At 62.2% G+C, this 20300-nt stretch carries 15 protein-coding genes and 1 pseudogene; 7 read left to right on the forward strand and 9 right to left on the reverse strand.

Annotated elements, in window-relative coordinates; all coding sequences use genetic code 11:
* Window positions 1–16: 16 nt before the first annotated feature.
* From AC3WOG_RS23300 to AC3WOG_RS23315, 4 genes are all read right to left on the reverse strand, one after another.
* Window positions 17–1093 carry a polyamine ABC transporter substrate-binding protein gene (locus AC3WOG_RS23300; RefSeq protein ID WP_492582417.1) on the reverse strand — a complete coding sequence of 359 codons (1077 nt, stop codon included), beginning with the start codon at window positions 1091–1093 and terminating at the stop codon, window positions 17–19.
* Between the two features lie 768 nt (window positions 1094–1861).
* The gene (locus AC3WOG_RS23305; protein ID WP_492580290.1) at window positions 1862–2191 is read right to left on the reverse strand and encodes a DUF4148 domain-containing protein; all 330 of its coding nucleotides are present in this window, start codon (window positions 2189–2191) and stop codon (window positions 1862–1864) included.
* Between the two features lie 175 nt (window positions 2192–2366).
* Complete coding sequence (locus AC3WOG_RS23310; protein WP_492580291.1) at window positions 2367–3437, reverse strand: aldose epimerase family protein; 1071 nt, start codon at window positions 3435–3437, stop codon at window positions 2367–2369.
* Window positions 3438–3469: 32 nt separating this feature from the next.
* Window positions 3470–4687 (reverse strand): XylR family transcriptional regulator, encoded by a 1218-nt coding sequence (locus AC3WOG_RS23315; protein ID WP_492580292.1) that lies wholly within the window; start codon window positions 4685–4687, stop codon window positions 3470–3472.
* 311 nt (window positions 4688–4998) lie between these two features.
* Here AC3WOG_RS23315 and xylA point away from each other — a divergent pair, with 311 nt between their 5' ends.
* The 4 genes from xylA (at window position 4999) to AC3WOG_RS23335 (ending at window position 10369) form a co-directional block, all read left to right on the forward strand.
* Window positions 4999–6321, forward strand: a complete 1323-nt coding sequence (gene xylA / locus AC3WOG_RS23320) for a xylose isomerase (protein ID WP_492580293.1) — start codon at window positions 4999–5001, stop codon at window positions 6319–6321.
* Window positions 6322–6496: 175 nt separating this feature from the next.
* Window positions 6497–7525: a D-xylose ABC transporter substrate-binding protein gene (gene xylF / locus AC3WOG_RS23325; protein ID WP_492580294.1), complete on the forward strand. Its 1029-nt coding sequence runs from the start codon at window positions 6497–6499 to the stop codon at window positions 7523–7525.
* Window positions 7526–7604: 79 nt separating this feature from the next.
* Window positions 7605–9173, forward strand: a complete 1569-nt coding sequence (gene xylG, locus AC3WOG_RS23330) for a D-xylose ABC transporter ATP-binding protein (RefSeq protein ID WP_492580295.1) — start codon at window positions 7605–7607, stop codon at window positions 9171–9173.
* Window positions 9170–10369, forward strand: coding sequence for a sugar ABC transporter permease (locus tag AC3WOG_RS23335; protein WP_492580296.1), 1200 nt, complete (start codon window positions 9170–9172; stop codon window positions 10367–10369). Before xylG ends, AC3WOG_RS23335 begins: the two co-directional genes overlap by 4 nt.
* A 24-nt stretch (window positions 10370–10393) precedes the next feature.
* On the opposite strand, the gene AC3WOG_RS23340 is transcribed toward AC3WOG_RS23335, so the two are convergent.
* A complete protein-coding gene (locus tag AC3WOG_RS23340; protein ID WP_492580297.1) occupies window positions 10394–11836 on the reverse strand; it encodes an aldehyde dehydrogenase family protein in 1443 nt (480 codons plus the stop codon).
* A 104-nt stretch (window positions 11837–11940) separates the two neighbouring features.
* Between AC3WOG_RS23340 and AC3WOG_RS23345 the strand changes: the two genes are divergently transcribed.
* Complete coding sequence (locus AC3WOG_RS23345; protein ID WP_492580298.1) at window positions 11941–12828, forward strand: LysR family transcriptional regulator; 888 nt, start codon at window positions 11941–11943, stop codon at window positions 12826–12828.
* A 58-nt stretch (window positions 12829–12886) separates the two neighbouring features.
* Here the strand turns inward: AC3WOG_RS23345 and AC3WOG_RS23350 are convergent.
* Window positions 12887–13992: pseudogene (locus tag AC3WOG_RS23350) on the reverse strand (TIGR03118 family protein).
* A gap of 495 nt (window positions 13993–14487) precedes the next feature.
* Here AC3WOG_RS23350 and AC3WOG_RS23355 point away from each other — a divergent pair.
* Together AC3WOG_RS23355 and AC3WOG_RS23360 are read left to right on the forward strand one after the other, a co-directional pair.
* Window positions 14488–16758, forward strand: a complete 2271-nt coding sequence (locus tag AC3WOG_RS23355) for a xanthine dehydrogenase family protein molybdopterin-binding subunit (RefSeq protein ID WP_492580299.1) — start codon at window positions 14488–14490, stop codon at window positions 16756–16758.
* 38 nt (window positions 16759–16796) lie between these two features.
* Window positions 16797–17258: a (2Fe-2S)-binding protein gene (locus AC3WOG_RS23360; protein ID WP_492580300.1), complete on the forward strand. Its 462-nt coding sequence runs from the start codon at window positions 16797–16799 to the stop codon at window positions 17256–17258.
* A gap of 280 nt (window positions 17259–17538) precedes the next feature.
* Here the strand turns inward: AC3WOG_RS23360 and AC3WOG_RS23365 are convergent, their stop codons facing one another.
* Genes AC3WOG_RS23365 through AC3WOG_RS23375 form a run of 3 tightly spaced genes read right to left on the reverse strand, consistent with a single transcriptional unit; the run spans window position 17539 to window position 20254 of the window.
* Window positions 17539–19038: an efflux transporter outer membrane subunit gene (locus AC3WOG_RS23365; RefSeq protein ID WP_492580301.1), complete on the reverse strand. Its 1500-nt coding sequence runs from the start codon at window positions 19036–19038 to the stop codon at window positions 17539–17541.
* Window positions 19035–20048 (reverse strand): efflux RND transporter periplasmic adaptor subunit, encoded by a 1014-nt coding sequence (locus AC3WOG_RS23370; protein ID WP_492580302.1) that lies wholly within the window; start codon window positions 20046–20048, stop codon window positions 19035–19037. The genes AC3WOG_RS23365 and AC3WOG_RS23370 overlap by 4 nt, the downstream gene beginning before the upstream one ends.
* Window positions 20045–20254 carry a DUF1656 domain-containing protein gene (locus tag AC3WOG_RS23375; protein WP_007176114.1) on the reverse strand — a complete coding sequence of 70 codons (210 nt, stop codon included), beginning with the start codon at window positions 20252–20254 and terminating at the stop codon, window positions 20045–20047. Before AC3WOG_RS23375 ends, AC3WOG_RS23370 begins: the two co-directional genes overlap by 4 nt.
* Window positions 20255–20300 lie beyond the last annotated feature (46 nt).

The following is a 20300-nucleotide window of genomic DNA, read 5'->3' on the forward strand; positions in this document are numbered from 1 at the left end:
ACAACAACCAAACCCCTCAACCCCCAGACTTCAACTGCGCCCACAGCCGATTCTCAAGCCGCATGATCGGCGCAGTCTGCGGCCGCATCAAAGTCATCTTGTTCAGCACCGCCTCGGGTGGATACACATTCGCGTCCTGCTCAATCGCCGGCGTCACAAATTGCCGCGCCGCGCGGTTCGCAGTCGGATAAAACACCTCATTCGTGATCGAAGCGCTAACCTTCGGATCCTCGATATAGTTCATCCACTTCATCGCCGCTTCCGGATGCGGCGCATCTTTCGGAATCACCATCACATCCATCCACAGCAAGCCCGCGTCCTTGATATTCGAGAACTTCACCTCGTACGAGCGCTTCGCCTCCGATGCACGCCTCCGCGCAATCCCCACGTCACCCGAATACCCGAGCGCCACGCAAATGTCGTTGTTCGCCAGATCGTTGATGTAGCCGGACGAATTGAACTGCGTGATATACGGCCGCACTTTCTTCAGCACTTCGTACGCGGCCTGATAATCGCCGGGATTTGCGCTGTTCGGGTCCTTATGCATGTACTGGAGCACGGCGGGGAAAACATCGGCGGCCGAGTCGAGGAACGACACGCCGCAGCTTTTGACCTTCGACAGATAGGCCGGGTCGAACAGCAGCGACCAGCTATCGACAGGCGCATCGGCGCCGAGCGCTTTCTTCACTGCCTGCACGTTATAGCCGACGCCATCGGTGCCCCACGCCCAGGGCACGCCATATTGATTGCCAGGGTCCGCGTCGGCGATCAGTTTCATCAAGCCGGGATCAAGGTTCGCGAGGTTCGGCATCTTCGATTTGTCGATCTTCTGATACACGCCGGCCTCGATCTGGCGCGCCATATAACTCGATGTCGGCACCACAATGTCGTAGCCGGAGCTGCCCGCAAGCAGTTTGGCCTGCAGCGTGTCGTCGCTATCGTAGTTGTCGTATTTCACCGTGATACCTGATTGCTTTTCGAAGTCGGCAATCGTGTCTTTGGCGATGTAGTCCGACCAGTTATAGACATTGAGCGAAGCATCCGCGGCGCACGCAGGGTCCATCCAGGTCAAAACGGTCAGCGAGCACAGCATCGTGCCGGTGAGCGAAAGAAGCTTGGCATGACGAATCTTCATTTCGCGATCTCCTGGATTTAAATCTTCAGTTTTCGACGCAGCGCAGACGCGTGACGGTCCACACGTTCAGCGCGCCCCGCAAGCATGCGGACGAAAACGAACGTGACGCCGCCTGCCGCAGCGCAAGCGCACAGCAGAGCTAAAAGAAATTCGGATGGGCGAGTGCTATGAGCCGTCGAGCGTCGGCAAAAAAACTTGCGATGCACGGACAGGCAAACGCATTACAGGCGCTTGACCGCTTAACGAACGGTCCATCGCATGCAACGCTGACTCGCGAAAAGAGAAGAGGACTAAGGCAGAAGCGACGCGATTTCGTCGGTTCGCACCGCAATGGCTGCAGGTGCTGCAATGACGTTGTGCCGCCGGACGGAGCGACGCGACAACACGGTATCGATGGACAGGGGGCGGGATGGCGAAGCGCAGCTGCTCCCCTGATGAGCGATCGAGCAGCCAGACAGGAACGTTCTTTCCCGACCAGGCTGGTATCTCACCAATGGACCACGGACTTTCACGATGGAACCCGAAGCGACGTTGAGTAGAAGTCCTCGCTGATGCGGATCGACCACACTGCAAGAACCATCGAACTGCCGGCTTAGGATATATGAGCCATTATTTTCGTCAAAGGTTTTTCTGACACCGTGCTGTCATCGTCATGCGCGGTGGAATGTGCCTACGCGAGCGCATGCGTGAAGCATGGCTCGCATCGAACTGCGCGACGGCAGCGCCTTACTGGCCGCCCATGACTGGCTCTTGCGGATTCGCGTTCACAGCGTCGCCGTTGTGGCCGGCCTGCGACGCACCGTTCGCTGAAGGACCATAGCCGGTAGTGTCGGCTTGAGCGGTGGCATTTTGTGTCGCAACGCGTGCTTCTGCAGCCTGAATGTCCGCGGGGTAGCTTGAGTCGTTTGTGGCGGCAGGGTTGTAGCCTGCTTGCTCGAGTTGACGCAATTGAGCCTTGACCTCCGCACGCGTGAGCGGTTGCTCCGATTGCGCGAACGAAGCGACCGGGGCGGCAAAAACGACCGCCAGCGCCACTGCTTTGATCAGTGATTTCATGATGCTTCCCTCCGAGAATTGTTTTGCCCGGCGCCGCAACACATGTTTGGCGACCGATGAACAGATTCTAGGAAGCGGGCGTCCCAGGGGAAACCCCTGATCTCGTAATTCAGTCTTGCAGGAAATAGCAAGTCGGAATTGTAAGGAAGCCTGTTTTAAAGCATGAGGTATCGGCTTAAACGCCGCTGCGTACGCCGATCCGATACTGGGTCACCTGACGATACGCATTGCCGGCCCGCACGACGACCTGTTCCTGTTCAGCCATGTTGACCTGATTCGGAAAGCCGCCCGCTTCGAGACAAAGCCCGGCGTGAGGCGGGTATGCGATGCCGCCGCGTCCTGCCTTGCCATTCAGTGCATTGCCGGTGTAGAACTGCAAGCCGCGCTGATCGGTCGACACGGTCAGTTCGCGCCCGCTGCCAGGATCGTATGCGCAGGCCACGCGGCGTACCTCCGATTCGCCGTCGGCGATGTCACGCAGCACGTAGCAATGATCGAAGCCGCCGGCCCGTGCAAGCTGCGCATGCGGCCAGTCCAACCGCGCGCCGATCGGCGCGCTTTGCCGGAAGTCGAATGCGTTGCCTGCTACGTCTGCACGCTTGCACGGAATCAGTGCCGCATCGACTTCAAAAAATGTATCGGCGTCGATAGACAACACATGGCCGCGGATGTCGCTGCCCGACCGACCTGACAGGTTGAAGTAAGGATGGCTAGTCAGATTGAGCGGCGTCGGCGCATCGGTGACGGCTTCATAGGCGATCGTCAACGCGCCGTCGTCGCCGAGCGTGTAGCGCACCTGCACCGTCACGTTGCCCGGAAAACCGGCGTCGCCTTCCGGCGATTCGAGCCGCATCACCAGCGAGCCGTTGTCCTCGCTGACGTCCCATAGCGCGCGATGAAAGCCCTGTGTGCCACCATGCAACAGGTTGCTCCCTTCGTTGCGATCCAGCGTGTACTCGATGCCGTCGAGCGTGAAGCGCGCATCGGCGATGCGGTTCGCCCACCGGCCGACCAGGCCGCCCATGTAGGTGGTCGCCGCGACATAGTCGGCGGGCGTGTCGTGCCCGAGCAGGATATCGCCGAGCCGTCCGGCGCGGTCAGGTGCATGCCACGAGACCAGCGTCGCGCCCAGGTCGCTGATGGCGATTTTCATGCCGTGCGTATTGCGCAGCGTGAAGAGCCGGACAGGATCGCCACCGGGCAATGTGCCCCACGGCTCGGAGGAAATTGGTGCGATGCTGATCATGTCGTCGGTCGAAATAAAAGAAGAAAGCAGTTTCAGCCGGGTGTTGCCGCCGAATTCGCGCGATCCTGATACTCGCGCGGCGTGCAGCCCAGTTCCCGGCGAAATACCGCGTACATGTACTGCAGCGACGAGAAACCGCAACGAATCGCGACCTCCGCGCTCGACGCATCGCGCTTCGCAAGCAGCGCCTTCGCGACATCGAGTTTATGACGTAGGATTTCCTGATGCACGGTGCACTGCAGTTCGCGCCGGAAATATTCTTCGAGCGACGAGCGCGATACGCCCACGTAATCGGCAACCTGTTCGGTGCGAATCCCCTGGCATGCGTACTGCCGGATGAAGTGCCGCGCACGCATCACATACGGGCTCGCGAGCGGCTGGTGTTTCGTCGATTCGAGCACATTGATGCCGACCGGCGGCACGAGAATGCGGCGCCCCGGAAAGCGCGCGCCGCGCAGCATCTGGTGCAGCAGGTGAGCGGCGGTGCGGCCCATTTCTTCGGTGCCTTGAATCACCGAAGAAAGCGGAATGCGGGTCAACGTACGCGTGAGCGGATCGTTGTCGATGCCGATGATCGCCACTTCTTCGGGAACCGGGATACCGGCGATCAGGCACGCTTGCAGCAGATGCCGCGCGCGGGCGTCGGTCACCGCGACGATGCCGACCGGCTTCGGCAACTGGCGCAGCCATGCCGTCAGTTGCTCGGTTGCCTGATTCCATGATGGCGCGCTGGTCGACAGGCCGCGATAGATTTCGGCGTCGATCTGCTTTGCGCTGTGGCCGTCCGCACTGCGCAAATGAGCGAACGCCAACTCGCGTTGCTGGGCCCAGCGGTTCTGCTGCGCCTGCGGAAGGCTATATAAAGCGAAGTGCTCCAGACCCACGCCGATCAGATGCGTATAAGCGAGCGAGACGAGCTTCGCGTTGTCCGTCGCGATATAGGGTAAGTCCGGAGGATAGTGAGCCGGATCTTCAAACGAAGAGCCGACCGCGACGACCGGCAACGGACAGTCGCGCAGCGCTTCGCCCACCGCGGGATCGTCGAAATCCGCGATGATGCCGTCGCCGTCGAAGCGCTCGATGCCCGCCAGCCGGCAACGAAAATCTTCTTCGAGGAACAGGTCCCATGCCACGCGCGTCGACAGCAGGTAATTGCCGATGCCCGTGATGATCTCGCGGTCGTACACCTTGTTCGCGTTGAACAGCAGCGCGATCCGATGGGTCGTCTGTGGCGTTTGAGGGCGGGTCATGGCAGTGGCGGCGGGCGGATCGTCAGGAACCGCTGCGCCATCGTCTCCTGTTGGGTGGGCATCGAACGCCGCACGGGTTTTTTAAGCGTCTGGTTATTCTAGGCCCTGACGATCGCATCGGTGTGGACCAAACGCATAAGCGGTAAGAAACATCAAGCACGCTGTGCAATTTCGCAATTGCCGGTACCTGTCGCAAGCGTCAGCATGGCGTCACGTTGTCGACCCGCGCGTGGATATTGCGCAGGTTGCAATGCAACATGGGACCTGAGTAAGCGCTAAAGCGCTAACTCAGGTCGACACAGGAGACGCTGATGTCCTACTTCGAACACATTCCCGAAATTCGCTACGAAGGTCCGCAATCGGATAACCCGCTTGCGTATCACCATTACGACAAGAACAAGCGTGTGCTTGGCAAGACACTCGAAGAACATTTGCGTCTCGCCGTCTGCTATTGGCACACGTTCGTCTGGCCCGGTGTCGATATCTTCGGGGAGGGAACGTTTCGGCGTCCATGGCAGCAAGCCGGCGACGCTATGGAGCGGGCCCAGCAAAAAGCCGATTCCGCCTTCGAATTCTTCACGAAACTGGGCACGCCTTACTACACCTTTCACGATACCGATGTCTCGCCCGAAGGCGAGAGCCTGAGGGAATACAGCGAGAACTTCGCGCGCATTACCGACTATCTGGCGCGCAAGCAGCAGGACACCGGCATCAAATTGCTGTGGGGCACGGCCAATCTGTTCTCGCATCCGCGTTACGCGGCAGGGGCGGCAACCAGTCCGGACCCGGAAATTTTCGCCTTTGCGGCGACTCAGGTGCGCCACGCGCTCGATGCGACGCAACGGCTCGGTGGTGAGAACTATGTGTTGTGGGGCGGCCGTGAAGGTTACGACACGCTGCTCAATACCGACCTCGTGCGCGAACGCGACCAGTTCGCCCGCTTTCTTCACATGGTGGTCGAACATGCACGCAAGATCGGCTTCAAAGGCACGCTGCTGATCGAACCAAAGCCGCAGGAGCCGACCAAGCATCAATACGATCACGACGTGGCGACCGTGCATGGCTTCCTGCTGCAATACGGGCTGCAGGACGAAATCCGCGTGAATATCGAGGCCAATCATGCGACGCTTGCCGGCCACTCGTTTCATCACGAGATCGCCACGGCGTTTGCGCTCGGCATTTTCGGCAGCGTCGATGCGAATCGCGGCGATCCGCAAAACGGCTGGGATACCGACCAGTTTCCGAACAGCGTCGAGGAACTGACGCTGGCCTTCCACGAGATCCTCAAGCACGGTGGCTTCACGACCGGCGGCATGAACTTCGATGCCAAAGTACGGCGACAGAGCGTCGATGCCGAGGATCTGTTTTACGGCCACATCGGCGCGATCGACAATCTGGCGCTCGCGGTCGAGCGCGCAGCAGCGCTGATCGAGAACGACCGTCTCGAACAGTTCAAGCGTCAGCGGTATGCGGGCTGGGACACGGAGTTCGGCCGCAAGATCCTGTCCGGCGGCTACTCGCTGTCGACGCTGGCCACGGACGCGCTGTCTCGCGGCCTGAATCCGCAGCATGCAAGCGGCCAGCAGGAACGGCTGGAAAACGTGGTGAATCAGGCAATTTATGGCGTGCGCTGAAGCCCATAGGTAGTGAAGGCCGCGAAAGGCGGCCAGTAAAAAATTAAAAGAATCGCGCGGCCACGTTGACCGCGCGGAGACAGGAGTTTTGGGTTGTCGTTCGTCGGCTGTGTGGCTCGCAGCGCAGGCCGTCCAATCCGGTATTCCGGCTATCAGAAAGAAGAAGGAGACAGACATGAAATTCGCAACGCGCCGTACCGTTCTGAGTTCGCTCGTATGTGGAGCGATACTCGCCAGCCTGTCGCTTGCTGCGCCGCTCGCGCATGCAAGCAAGGATCATCCGGAAATTGGCTTCTGTATCGACGATCTGCGCGTCGAGCGCTGGTCGCGCGATCGTGATTACTTCGTCGCGGCCGCGGAAAAGCTCGGCGCGAAAGTGTCGGTGCAGTCGGCCGACGCAAGCGAGGAGCGACAGATCTCGCAGATCGAAAACCTGATTTCGCGTGGCGTCGACGTGATCGTCATCGTGCCGTTCAATTCGAAGACGCTCGGCAACGTGATCGCCGAAGCGAGGAAGGCGGGCATCAAGATCGTCTCGTATGACCGGTTGATTCTCGATGCCGATGTCGATGCGTATATCTCGTTCGATAACGAGAAAGTGGGAGAAATGCAGGCTCAGGGTGTCTTCAACGCACAACCGAAGGGCAATTACTTCCTGCTCGGCGGCGCGCCGACCGACAACAACGCGAAGATGCTGCGCGAGGGGCAGCTCAAAGTGTTGAAGCCCGCCATCGATAAAGGCGACATCAAGGTGGTCGGCCAGCAGTGGGTGCCGGAATGGAGTGCGTCGACGGCGTTGCGCATCGTCGAGGATGCGCTGACGGCGAACAACAACAAGATCGATGCGATCGTCGCGTCGAACGACGGCACTGCGGGCGGCGCGATCCAGGCGCTGGCCGCACAGCATATGGCGGGCAAGGTGCCGATCTCGGGGCAGGACGCGGACCTCGCGGCGGTGAAGCGCGTGATCGCCGGCACGCAGACGATGACTGTGTACAAACCGCTGAAGCTGATCGCAGGCGAAGCCGCGAAACTCTCGGTCGCGCTTGCGAAGGGCCAAAAGCCGGCCTATAACGCGCAGTACGACAACGGCAAGAAGAAGGTCGACACCGTACTGCTGCAACCGACATTGCTGACCAGGAGCAATGTCGATGTCGTCGTCAAGGACGGCTTCTATACCCAGGCCCAGCTCGCGAGCCAATGAGCGTAACGCGTGCGCGGTGGGCATCGGTGCGTATTACGCGCACCGGTGCCGCCGCGCGCCTTGCAGCGAGGCATAGCGAATGACGCAACCCTTACTGACGATGCGCGGCATCGTCAAAGCATTCTCCGGCGTGAAGGCGCTCGACGGCATCGACCTGACGGTCGCGCCGGGCGAGTGCATCGGCTTGTGCGGCGAAAACGGCGCGGGCAAATCGACGCTGATGAAAGTGCTGTCCGGCGTTTATCCATACGGCACCTGGGACGGTGAAATCATCTGGGAAGGCGAGCCGCTGAAGGCCGCGAGCGTACGCGACACCGAGCGGGCCGGCATCATCATCATTCACCAGGAATTGATGCTGGTGCCGGAGTTGTCGGTGGCGGAGAACATCTTCCTCGGCAATGAAATCACGTTGCCAGGTGGCCGGATGAATTACGCCGCGATGTATCAGCGCGCCGACGAGTTGCTGCGTGAACTCGATATCGGCGGCATCAACGTCGCGCAACCGGTAATGAACTACGGCGGCGGACATCAGCAACTGATCGAGATTGCCAAAGCTTTGAACAAGCGCGCGAAGCTGCTGATTCTCGATGAACCGTCGTCGTCGCTGACGGCATCGGAAACGCGCATTCTGCTCGATATCGTGCGCGATCTGAAGCGGCGCGGCGTGGCCTGCGTGTATATCTCGCACAAGCTCGACGAAGTCGAAGCCGTGTGCGACACGATCAGCGTGATTCGCGACGGCCGGCATGTCGGAACCGAGCCGATGCGTGCGCTGACTACCGAGCGCATCATCGCGATGATGGTTGGCCGGGAAATCAAGAACCTGTTTCCGCGCGAACCTCATCCGATCGGCGACGTGATCTTCGAAGCGCGCCACGTTACCTGTTTCGATGTCACCAATCCGCGTCGCAAGCGTGTGAACGATGTGTCGTTTGCGCTGCGGCGCGGCGAAATTCTCGGCGTCGCCGGTTTGGTTGGCGCGGGGCGCACGGAGTTGATGCAGGCGATCTTCGGCGCGTATCCGGGGGTGAGCGAAGCGACGGTTGTGATGGAAGGCAAGCCGTTGAAAATTCGCGCGCCGATAGATGCGATTCGTGCGGGCATCGGCATGGTGCCCGAGGACCGCAAGCGGCATGGCATCGTGCCGAATCTGAGTGTCGGTCACAACATCACGCTCGCGGTGTTGCAGCGCTTTGCGACCGGTGGCCGTATCGATTCCGCCGCCGAGCTCGATACGATTCACACGGAAATGAAACGGCTGTCGGTGCGCGCCGCGCATCCGATGCTGTCGATCGCGAGTCTGTCGGGGGGCAATCAGCAGAAGGCCGTGCTGACGCGCATGCTGCTGACCGACCCCAAGGTGCTGATCCTCGACGAACCGACCCGCGGCGTCGACGTGGGCGCGAAATACGAAATCTACAAACTGATCTTCCAGCTTGCACAGCGCGGCGTGTCGATCGTGATGGTGTCGTCCGAATTGCCTGAAGTGCTCGGTATCAGCGATCGCGTGCTGGTGATCGGCGAAGGCGAATTGCGCGGCGATTTCATCAACGACGGCCTCACGCAGGAGGACATTCTCAGCGCCGCGATCCGTCCCGTGCAGCGATCCCTAAACCCAACCGCACCAACCGCAGCGAGTGCCGCATGACTCCCGACGCCACTACCCAACGTGCCGACAATGCCGCGCCGCGAGGCGCATTCGGCGGCCCGCAGCGCATTCAGCAACTGTTTGCGCGCTACAAGATTCTTGCGTTGCTGATCGCTGTAGCCGCGATCTGGATGTTCTTTTCATTTCTCACGCATGGTGCATTCGTCACGCCCCGCAATCTGTCGAATCTGCTGCGGCAGATGTCGATTACCGGCATGCTCGCGTGCGGCATGGTGTTCGTGATCATCGCCGGCGAGATCGATCTGTCGGTGGGCTCGTTGCTGGGTCTGCTCGGCGGCGTCGCGGCGATTCTCGATGTCAATCGCCACTGGCCGATCGGCGTCACGCTGCCTGTTGTGATGCTGCTCGGTGTGCTCATGGGCATGTTCAACGGATGGTGGTCGACCTACCGGCGCGTGCCGTCGTTCATTGTCGGTCTGGGCGGCATGCTGGCTTATCGCGGCATTCTGCTCGGCGTCACGGGCGGCTCGACCATCGCACCGGTCTCCGACAGTTTCGTCTTCGTCGGTCAAGGATATTTACCGCGGCTTGCGGGCGATACGCTCGCCGTCGTGCTGTTTCTGCTGCTGACCTTTCTCACGGTGCGGCAGCGGCGCAACCGCGAGCGCTATCAGTTGACGGTCGTGCCTGTCTGGCAGGACGTCGTGAAGGTTGTCGGCGCGGGCGTGATTCTGGCCGCGTTCGTCGCCACGCTCGATCGCTATGGCGGCATACCGGTGCCGGTTTTGCTGCTGCTCGCGCTGCTCGGCGTCTTCACGTGGATCGCGACCCAGACCGTATTCGGCCGCCGCATCTATGCCGTGGGTTCGAATCTCGAAGCGACGCGGCTGTCCGGTGTGAACACCAACCGTGTGAAGCTGGCGATCTTCGCGCTGATGGGGTTGATGTGCGCGTTTGGCGGTATCGTCAACACGGCCCGGCTCGCGGCCGGCTCGCCATCGGCGGGTTCGATGGGCGAGCTGGATGCGATCGCGGCGTGCTTTATCGGCGGGACGTCGATGCGCGGCGGCTCCGGCACGGTCTACGGGGCATTGATCGGCGCGCTGGTGATGGCGAGCCTCGACAACGGCATGTCGATGCTCGACGTCGATGCTTACTGGCAGATGATCGTGAAGGGCAGCATTCTCGTGCTTGCGGTGTGGATCGATGTGGTGTCGGGTTCGAACCGGCGTTGACCCTTCAACGGTGTCAACGGTGCATTAGGCCGATGCCGAGGATTCTCGGTTCACGCCGAGAATCGACTTGGGTTCCATGAACGCTTCCAGCCCGAATGTCCCGTATTCCCGCCCGATGCCCGATTGCTTGAACCCGCCGAACGGCGCGGCGGGTTCGTGCGCCAGCGTATTGACCAACACGCGTCCCGCATCGATACGCGCGGCGACTGCGCGAGCCCGCGCCGCGTCGCTGGAGACCACGTAGGCTTGCAAGCCGTAGCTCGTGTCGTTGGCAATCGCAATCGCATCTTCGGTGTCGCGATACGCGATGATCGACAGCACGGGGCCGAAGATTTCCTCGCGGGCGATCGTCATGTCGTTGCTAACGCCGCTGAACACCGTCGGCCGCACGAACCAGCCGCTCTTGAGGCCTTCCGGTCGGCCTTCGCCGCCAGCAAGTAAGCGCGCGCCTTCGTCGATGCCGATACGGATATAACGCTGCACACGCTCCCATTGCTTGCGGCTGACCATCGGACCGATCTGCGTGGCCGGGTCGCGCGGATCGCCGGCTTGCGTGCGCGCGGCTTCGTCGCGTACCCGTTCTTCGAACTCCGCGAGGCGGCTTTGCGGCACCAGAATTCGCGTGCCGGCGATACACGCCTGACCGCTATTCATGTAACCCGCCTGGAGCGCCAATGGCACCGCTTCGGCGAAATCCGCGTCGTCCAGTACCAGCATCGGCGATTTGCCGCCTAACTCCAGCGTGACGCGCTTCAACGTCTCGGCGCCGGTGCGCAGAATGGTCTTGCCGACAGCCGTGGACCCTGTGAAGGAAATCTTCGCGACGTCCGGATGCGCGCTGATTTCCGCGCCGACGGTTTCGCCCCTGCCAGTGACGATATTGAAGACGCCCGCGGGCAAACCGGCGTCGTGCAATGCCTCGGTGACGATCTGCGTCTGGATTGCGCTCATCTCGCTCGGCTTGACGACGGCCGTGCAACCGGCCGCAAGCGCCGCCGCCAGTTTGCCGCAGATGAAGCCGGCATTGCTGTTCCACGGCGTAATCAGGCCGGCTACGCCGAGCGGTTGCATGACGACATCGGCGCTGCCGGCGCGGCGCGTGAAGTCATAAGTTCGCAGCACCTTGATAACTTCCGCCAGCACGTCGGCCGCATATTTCGCCATCCAGCGCGCCCGTGAAACCGGTGCGCCGTATTCTTCGACTATCGCTTCGAACAGGTCGTCTTCTCTGGCTTGCACCGCGTCGTGCATGCGTTCGAGCAGCGCGATCCGCTCTGCTGTGCGGGTGCGGGAAAACTGCGGGAAGGCGCGCCTGGCGGCTGCGATCGCGCGGCGCGCGTCTTCTTCGTCAGCCAGCCGGACCTTGCCGATTACCGCTTCGGTTGCCGGGTTGAACAGTTCGAACCATTCCTCGCCGTGCGGCGTGACGAACGCGCCGTCGATATAAATCTTGTCGATTTGTCGCATGAAAGCTCCTGCCGTGGGGAATACGAATTGCCTTCACGATAGTCCTCGAGGATTGAGCTGACTAGCCATATAATCAAAGATGATTCGTTGAGCAGGATGGGATAATGAAAACGCCCGGTTTGAGCGAACTGGAAGGCGTGCTCGCGGTGGCGCGCCGTCGCAGCTTTCGCGCGGCGGCGACGGAACTCGGCGTGTCGACGTCGGCGCTCAGTCATGCGGTTGCAGCTTTGGAGGCACGCATCGGCGTACGGCTCTTCAACCGCACCACGCGCAGTGTGTCGTTATCCGAGGCGGGTGCGCAGTTCGTCGAAAGCGTCGCGCCTGCGTTGTCGACCATTCGCGTGGCTATCGAGCAGGCCGGCAGCTATCGCGATACGCCGGCGGGAACACTGCGCCTCAATACATCCACAGGCGCGGCGCGGCAGATCATGCCTTTGTTGCTGGAATATCTGCGCCGCTATCCGGAGATGAAACTCGACCTCGTCACCGAAGGGCGCATGATCGACATCGTGGTCGAAGGATTCGACGCCGGTGTTCGACTGGCGGAGAGCGTTCCGCAGGACATGATCGCGGTGCCGTTCAATCAACCGCAGCGTTTCGCGGTAGTTGGCAGTCCGGCTTATTTTGCCGAGCATCCAAAGCCGCGCACGCCGGATGATTTGCATGCGCACCGTTGTATCCGGCTGCGCATGCCGAGCGGACGTATTTATCACTGGGAGTTCGAGCGCCGCGGCGAGACGATTAGCGTGGATGTGCAAGGCAAGCTGACGCTCGATGAACCGACGCTGGTGATGGAGGCGGCGCGGGAGGGATTCGGGCTAGCTTATATGACCGAGTGGAATGTGGCTGCTGATCTTGAGGCTGGGACGTTGCTGCGCGTGCTTAAAGACTGGACGCCGTCGTTCGAAGGGCTGTGTCTTTACTATCCCGGGCGACGCCATGTGCCGGCGGGGCTGCGGGCGTTGATCGAGATGATTCGGGAGCGGGGGTGATCTGGTGTGGTGCCGTTCAAAACCCGACGCATCCCGAACGGCACCGCCCAACTCCTCCCTACAACGCATCGATCCTCCCATACACCCCCGTCGTCGGCGTAGGCCCCGCAGCAAAAAACAACGTGTTGGTCGGCTGGTTGCTGACGCCATTGCCGAACGCCATCCCCCACAGTCCCGGCTGCTTGATGCTGGACCCATCAGCCAGCGTCAGCGGGCCCTTAGACGCGCCCGAAACCGGATCAAACGCATTGATCGTCCCATCGCCGAAGTTGCCGATCAGCAGATCGTTGCTGAACGCGCCAAAATTCGACGGCGCCATTGCCACCCCCACGGCGAGTTCAGCATGCCACCCGAAGCGATACGCCTGACGAACCGTCCGGACGTATCGAACGCATCCACCACGCCATTGCCCGCGCCGTTCACCTGCGTGCGGCCATCCGTGCCGAGCTTCGCGAACGTCACATAGATCGTGGTGCCGATCGTCTGAATCCCGAAGGGCGCCATGCCGGACGGCATGCCCGGGTCGCTGAAATTGTCGGCCAGTTGAACCTTCGCGAACGTCGTGTTGAATACGTCGACCTTGGCGTTATGAAAGTCCGCGGCGTACAGCAGGTTCGCGCCATTGTTACTGGCGATCGCCAGACCTTTGTAGACAGCGCCGCCCACACCGTCGTCGTGCGCGGTGACGGCTTGCGTGGCCAGCACCTTCGGCGACCAGCCGGCGATCGTGCCTGCCTCGGTGGCCCACAGGAATACCGCCGGCCCCGAAAAGCCGTTGGCGTGAACCATGAAGTCGGCACTGCTATTGAACACGATGCCGGTCGGTCCCGCCGCCTGGCCGCTCGCCGCAGGAGGAATCGTCACCACCAGCGACTGCGGTACGCCGTTGCCGTCGTACAGGGTCGACTTCTGCGTGGCGTTATCCGATACCCAGACAAAGCCGGTCGGATTGAACACGATACCCCAGCCGTTTTTCAGATTCGCGTCGATATTCGCTGCGGTGACACTGCCGTCCGAGACGAGGGTGGTCGTCTTGTACTTACCGGCAGTCGGCACACTCATATTGGACATGCTGGCCATGCCCGAATCCGAATGGCCGCCACACGCGGCCACGCCTAACGCTGTCGCTGCGGCGAGCGATAGCGCGATTGCAAGATTGCGCATGCAAGTCTCCTGATCGATTAATGAGCGGCTTGCATGACCATGCGACGTATCGCGCCGCAATCGGAAGGCAAGCGCTGTTCTGAACGCGCGCACCTTTCCGCCGAACGCGCCGGACATGAAATGTCCGTGAGGTTCGTCCAGGTAGTGTGAGCCGTCATTGGAATACTGAACGTGCGGGTCGCGCGTTTATTCCATGCGACGTGCAATGCCGGGCGCTAGCGAAAATGCGCCACGTCTTGCCGTTTTGCCGTTCAAGCCAGTTGCAATGCAGCGTGCCGTGTTGTCACGAATGTCATTTAATGAAACGACACACGGCTTGCCTGACATCCGACGCCATCCGATGCCATTTGCCGGAGTCGCGCGGAAATGGCCTGAACGCGGGAGTTTCAGTCGAGCAGGCCCTCGCACGTCTTATTACTGTTCCGAAGAAGTGGTCGGCGCCTATCTGCGCCCTTACAGCTTTTCTGTCATCGTGCACGCTCAGCGAACCATGTCATGTTAAAGCGCAGAACCTTCCTGCTCGGCGGCGCCGGCGCTGTCGGCGCGCTGCTGGTCGGCTGGTCGGTGCTGCCGCCGGGCCAGCGGCTGACCACGTCCACGCCGTTACCGGCCGAAGGCACGCAGGTGGCGCTGAACGGCTGGGTCAAGATCGCCGCCGACAACAGCGTGACGATCATGATGAGCAAAGCGGAAATGGGGCAGGGTATTCACACCGGCCTCGCGATGCTGCTCGCCGAAGAACTGGACGCCGACTGGTCGCAGGTGCGGGTGGAGAGCTCGCCGATCGACAAGATCTATAACAGCGTGCAGAGCATCGTCGACGATCTGCCGTTTCGCCCGGACGACGACAGCGCCATCAAGCGCACCACGGCCTGGCTGACGAGCAAAGTGGCGCGCGACGCCGGCACGATGATGACGGGCGGTTCGTCGAGCATCAACGACCTGTGGACGCCGATGCGCGAAGCCGGCGCCTCGGCGCGCGCGATGCTGATCGGCGCGGCGGCCGCGCAATGGCATGTGCCGGCCGGCGAATGCCGCGCAGAAGCGGGCCACGTGTTGCACGCATCAGGCCGCAAGGCGAGCTTCGGCGAACTGTCGGCATCGGCCGCGCAGCAACCGCTGCCGCGCAAAGTCGCGCTGAAAGATCCCGCCGACTTCAAGCTGATCGGCAAACCGGTGCGGCGCATCGAGGCCGCGTCGAAAATCAACGGCACGGCGCGCTTCGGCATCGACGCGTTGCCCGACGGCCTCCTGTACGCCAGCGTAGTCATGTGCCCAACGTTAGGCGGCACCGTGTCGCATTTCGATGCGTCGGCTGCGATGAAAATGCCTGGCTTCATCAAGGCGTTCTCGTTGAAGCCGTACAACGGCGGCAGTGGCGGCGTCGCGGTGATTGCCGACAATCCGTTCCATGCGATGAACGCGGTCGATACCGTCACAGTGGAGTGGCATCACGGCGCCGCGGCCAAGTTGTCTACCGTCGACGTGAACCGCCGCCTCGCACAAGCGCTGGATGATGGCGACGGCTTCGCCTACTACCACCGCGGCGACGTCGATGCCGCATTGCACGGCGCGGCGCGAACCATCACGGCCGAGTATTACGCGCCGTATCTCGCGCACGGGGCGGTCGAACCGATCAATTGCACGGTGCAATTCGCGGACGGCGCGGCCACCGTCTGGGTCTCGACGCAAATGCCCGCCCTCGCGCGTCACCACGCCGCGAAAGTGCTGGGCATCGACGCCGACAAAGTCGACATGCACACGCAACTGCTCGGCGGCGGTTTCGGGCGCCGTCTCGAGCTCGATTTCATTTCGCAGGCGGCGGCGATTGCGCGCGAGGGCGGCGGCCGTCCAGTGCAAACGATCTGGTCGCGCGCGCAGGACTTCACGCACGACTTCTATCGCCCGGCGTGCCTGTCGCGCTTCAAGGCGGGGCTCGACGGCGCGGGCAAGCTGGTTGCGTGGCACAGCACCTCGGCGAGCCAGGCGATCGTGCCGGATTCGCTCGCGCGTTACTACGGGCTGCCGCGCATTCCGATCGACAAGACCACCTGCGAAGGCGCCTTCGATCAGCCCTATGAATGGCCCACGGCACGTGTGGCGCACGAGATCGTGGAATTGCCGGTGCCGGTCGGATTCTGGCGGTCGGTCGGCCATTCGCACCAGGCGTTTTTCACCGAGAGTTTCACCGACGAACTGGCCGCGGCCACCGGCCAGGATCCGATCGCGTTTCGCGCGGCGCTGCTCATGCAGCATCCGCGCCATCTGGCTGTGCTGCGGCGTGTGGCGGCACTATCTGGTTGGGGACATCCACTGAAGCACACCGCAGATGGCGTCCCGCAAGCGCGCGGCGTTGCGCTGCACGAGGCGTTCGGCAGCGTCGTTGCGCAAGTGGCCGAGGTGTCGCTCGGGCCGGACAAACGGATTCGCGTGCATCGCGTGGTCTGTGTGATCGATTGCGGAATGCCGGTGAATCCGAACCTGATCCGTCAGCAAATGGAGAGCGCGATCGTGTTCGGTTTATCGGCCGCGTTGCAGGATGAAATCACGATCGTCGACGGCCAGGTGCAGCAGAAGAACTTCCTCGACTTCCCGGTGGTGCGGATGAACGATTGCCCGGTGATCGAAACCGACATCATGCCGAGCCAGATGCACCCGCAAGGCGTCGGCGAACCGGGTACGCCGCCGATCGCGCCGGCAGTCGCCAATGCGGTGTTCGCGCTGACCGGCCAGCGGCTGCGCGCGCTGCCTTTGAAGCTCGCGTGACGCTCATGGTGAAGCCTACCGCACTCACGGAGAAAAGCATGGGATCGCTGAACATCAATGGCCGGGCGGTGGCCGTACAAGCCGAGCCGGATATGCCGCTGCTGTGGGTGCTGCGCTGCGAACTCGGCATGACGGGCACAAAGTTCGGCTGCGGCGTGGGGATTTGCGGCGCGTGCACGATCCATCTGGACGGCAAGGCGTGCCTCGCCTGCCAGACGCCGATGTCGAGCTTGCACACGCAGAAGGTGACGACCATTGAAGGGGTGCAGGGCGCCGAGGCGCAGGCGCTGAAGGCGGCGTGGCTCGATCTCGACGTGGTGCAATGCGGTTATTGCCAAAGCGCGCAGTTGATGGCGGCCTGTGCGTTGCTCAAGCAGAAGCCCGACCCTACCGACGCCGACATCGACGCGGCAATGTCGAACATCGTGTGCCGTTGCGGCACTTATCCGCGGGTGCGGGCGGCAATTCACCAGGCAGCGGCGAAGCGGCGGGCTGCCTGAAACCGCCGCCGCAGACGCATACCGCTCAGTTCACCAGCATCTCCACCATCGCGACAACCACCGTGAAAACGCCGATACAGCCGCCCAACGTGGCTGCGCCTTGCATGAAGTTCGACATACGTGCCCCCGAAACGTGTAGTTGAAGGCTCGTATTTAAACTGAATTGAAAGGTAAAAGAAAGCTTTTCAAAAATAACTCTGGACCGGCTTGGGTCAGTGTGCGAGGCGCGGTGCCGCCGCCGCGCTAGCACGGCCCGTCGCCAGAAGCGATTGAGGCTGGGTCAGGGCGCTTTGATTGTGGCCGCTGCCGCGGTCGGCACGGCCTTGGCAGGCGCCGTCTGTGGATTGGTTTCCCAGCCGCCGCCGAGCGCGAGGAACAGGTTGACCTGATCGATCGCCACCTGGCCTTGCGCCGCTGCCACCTGAGACTTCGTCGACGTTAGCGTGCGCGTCGCGTCCAGATCCGAAATGAACGATTCGCGTCCGGCGAGATATAGCCGATGCGTTTCATCCGCCGACTCCGTAGCCGACTTCAGCGCGGCACGCAATGCGTCGGTGCGGGCGTAGTCGGCGGCGTAGGTGGCGAGGTTGGTTTCGGTCTCGCGCAACGCGGTCAGCACCACGCCGTCGAATTTCGCCAACGCCACATTGCTCGATGCTTCCGCTTCGCGCACACGTCCGCGCGCACCGTTGGTCGGGAAGGTCCAGCTGATCAGCGGACCGAAGCCCCAGCGCGCGGTCGGCGAAGTGCCGAGGTCTTCGAGGACCCCGGTCAAACCGGCCGATGCACCGATGCTCACCGTCGGATACAACGCGCCGGTCGCGACACCGATTCGCGCTGTCGAAGCCGCCAGTTGACGCTCGGCCTCGCGCACGTCCGGGCGGCGCTTGAGCAGCGCGGCGCCGTCGCCGACTGGAATCGGCTGACGGATTTGCGGCAACGTATTGCAAGCCAGCACCGCCGGCGGCAGATCGGACGGTGCGCGCGCGAGCAGGGCAGCCAGCCGGTATTGTGCGATCTTGCGGCGCGCCGTATAGCGCGGAATATCCGCTGCCAGGGTATCAACCTGCGTCTGGCCACGCGTGACTTCGGTCTGATTGCCGCGGCCCGCGTCGCGCAAACGGCGCGACACGTCCACGCGCTGTTTCTGCAACGCCAGCGATTGCTGCGCGATCCTGAGTTCCTCGGCCGCCGAGCATTGTTCGACATAAGAGCGCACCACGTCCGCGACCACCGTGATCCGCGCGAGATCGCCGGCGGCCTGCACGGACTCGGTATCCGCCTGCGCCGCTTCGACACCGCGCCGCAGCTTGCCGAACAGATCGATTTCGTACGAGATGCTGATGCCGATGTCGCCTTCATTGACGACCGGCAGTTTCTTCGTGAGCAGAAATTGCTCGGCCGATTCCTGCGCACGCTCGATCGCGGCCGAAGTCTTGCCGGAGAAACCGCCCTGTGCCTGCGCCACGCCCAACGCTTCGCGCGAGCGCGCCAGATTCGCCGCTGCGACGCGCAAGTCGGTGTTCGATTGCAGCGCTTCGTCGACGAGGCTGTTCAGCACCGGATCGTCGTACAGCTTCCACCACACGGCCGGCACGTTCTGCCGTGACGTCAAGGTGGTGTCGGCGCCTTCGAGCGGTGCGTTGGCGAGCGGCGCGTTGACCAGCGCCTGCTTCGGCAGCGAGTAATCGGGGCCGACGTTGACGCAGCCGTTGAGCGCGAGGGCGAGCGGCAATAGAGGCAACAGCGGCAATAAGGGCAGGGCACGCGAGCGTTTCATTGCGAGGCGCCCGAGATGACAGCGGCGGACGCCGCCTGTGCAGCAGAGGCAGCCGGAACAGCGGACGCAGACGAAGTCACCGGGGCTTCCACGGCACCCGACGTGCCCGTAGTGGCGGAAATGCGGCGTGGCTTGCCGGCCGGCGACAGATCGCGCACCGACACCGTCGCGGTGCGTCCCGCGATCATGCGGAAGTCGGCGGGGATTTCGTCGAGCGCGACGCGCACTGGAATCCGCTGCGCGAGCCGCACCCAGCTGAACGCCGGGTTCACGTTCGGCAGCAGATTCGAGCCTTGCGTGCGGTCGCGGTCTTCAATCGCGGCGACGATGCTTTGCACGTGACCGCGCAGCACGTTCGGCTCGCCCATCACCGTGATATCGACCGGCTGGCCGATGTCGATGCCGCGCAGCTTGGTTTCCTCGAAGTAGCCGTCGATACGGAACGAATGCATATCGACCACCGCCAGCACCGGCCGGCCCGCCGCGACGAACTCGCCGGTGCGCGGCGCGCGGTCGTTCAGATAACCGTCGACCGGACTCACGATCGTGGTGCGTTGCAGATTCAGCCTGGCCGTATCGATCGCGACGTTCGCATCGGCGAGCGCGGCTTCGGCTTGATCGACACGCGAGCGGCTTTCTTCGGCGACTTCCGCCGCGACCAGATTGCCGAGCTTGCGATTGCGTGCGTCTTCGCGGCGTGCCTGTTCGAGCGTCGCGCGGCGTTGCTGCGCGGTGGCTTGTGCCTGGCGCAGCGCGAGCGTGTAACGCGCCTGGTCGATGACGAACAACACCTGGCCTTGCTTGACCTGCTGGTTGTCCACTACGTCGACGGATGAAATCAGCCCCGAGATATCCGGCGCGACCTGGATTACGTCGGCGCGCACGTGCCCGTCGCGGGTCCACGGCGCGAACATGTAATAGCCGACCAGTTTCCACAGCACGAGGGCCGCGATCACGACGACGATCAGGGTCAGCAGAATTTGACCGACGGAGAACCAGGTTTTTTTCACGTTATTAGTCTGTGCGAAACGACGACGACAAGGCCCAGCACCAGCACATAGATGCCGAGATCGAAAATGGAACGATGCCAGACGAAGCGGTAAAAGCCGACGCGTGCGAGCACTGTGCGGATGGCCAGGTTGATCAGATAAGCGATCAACATCAGCACGAGCACGGCCGGTACGAACACGCCGAAGATATCGATTTCACCGATCATCGCGGGGAGTGAGTAAGGAAGAACAACAGGTTGCGGGACGGGCGCA

This window comes from Paraburkholderia sp. FW306-02-B (assembly GCF_058782725.1).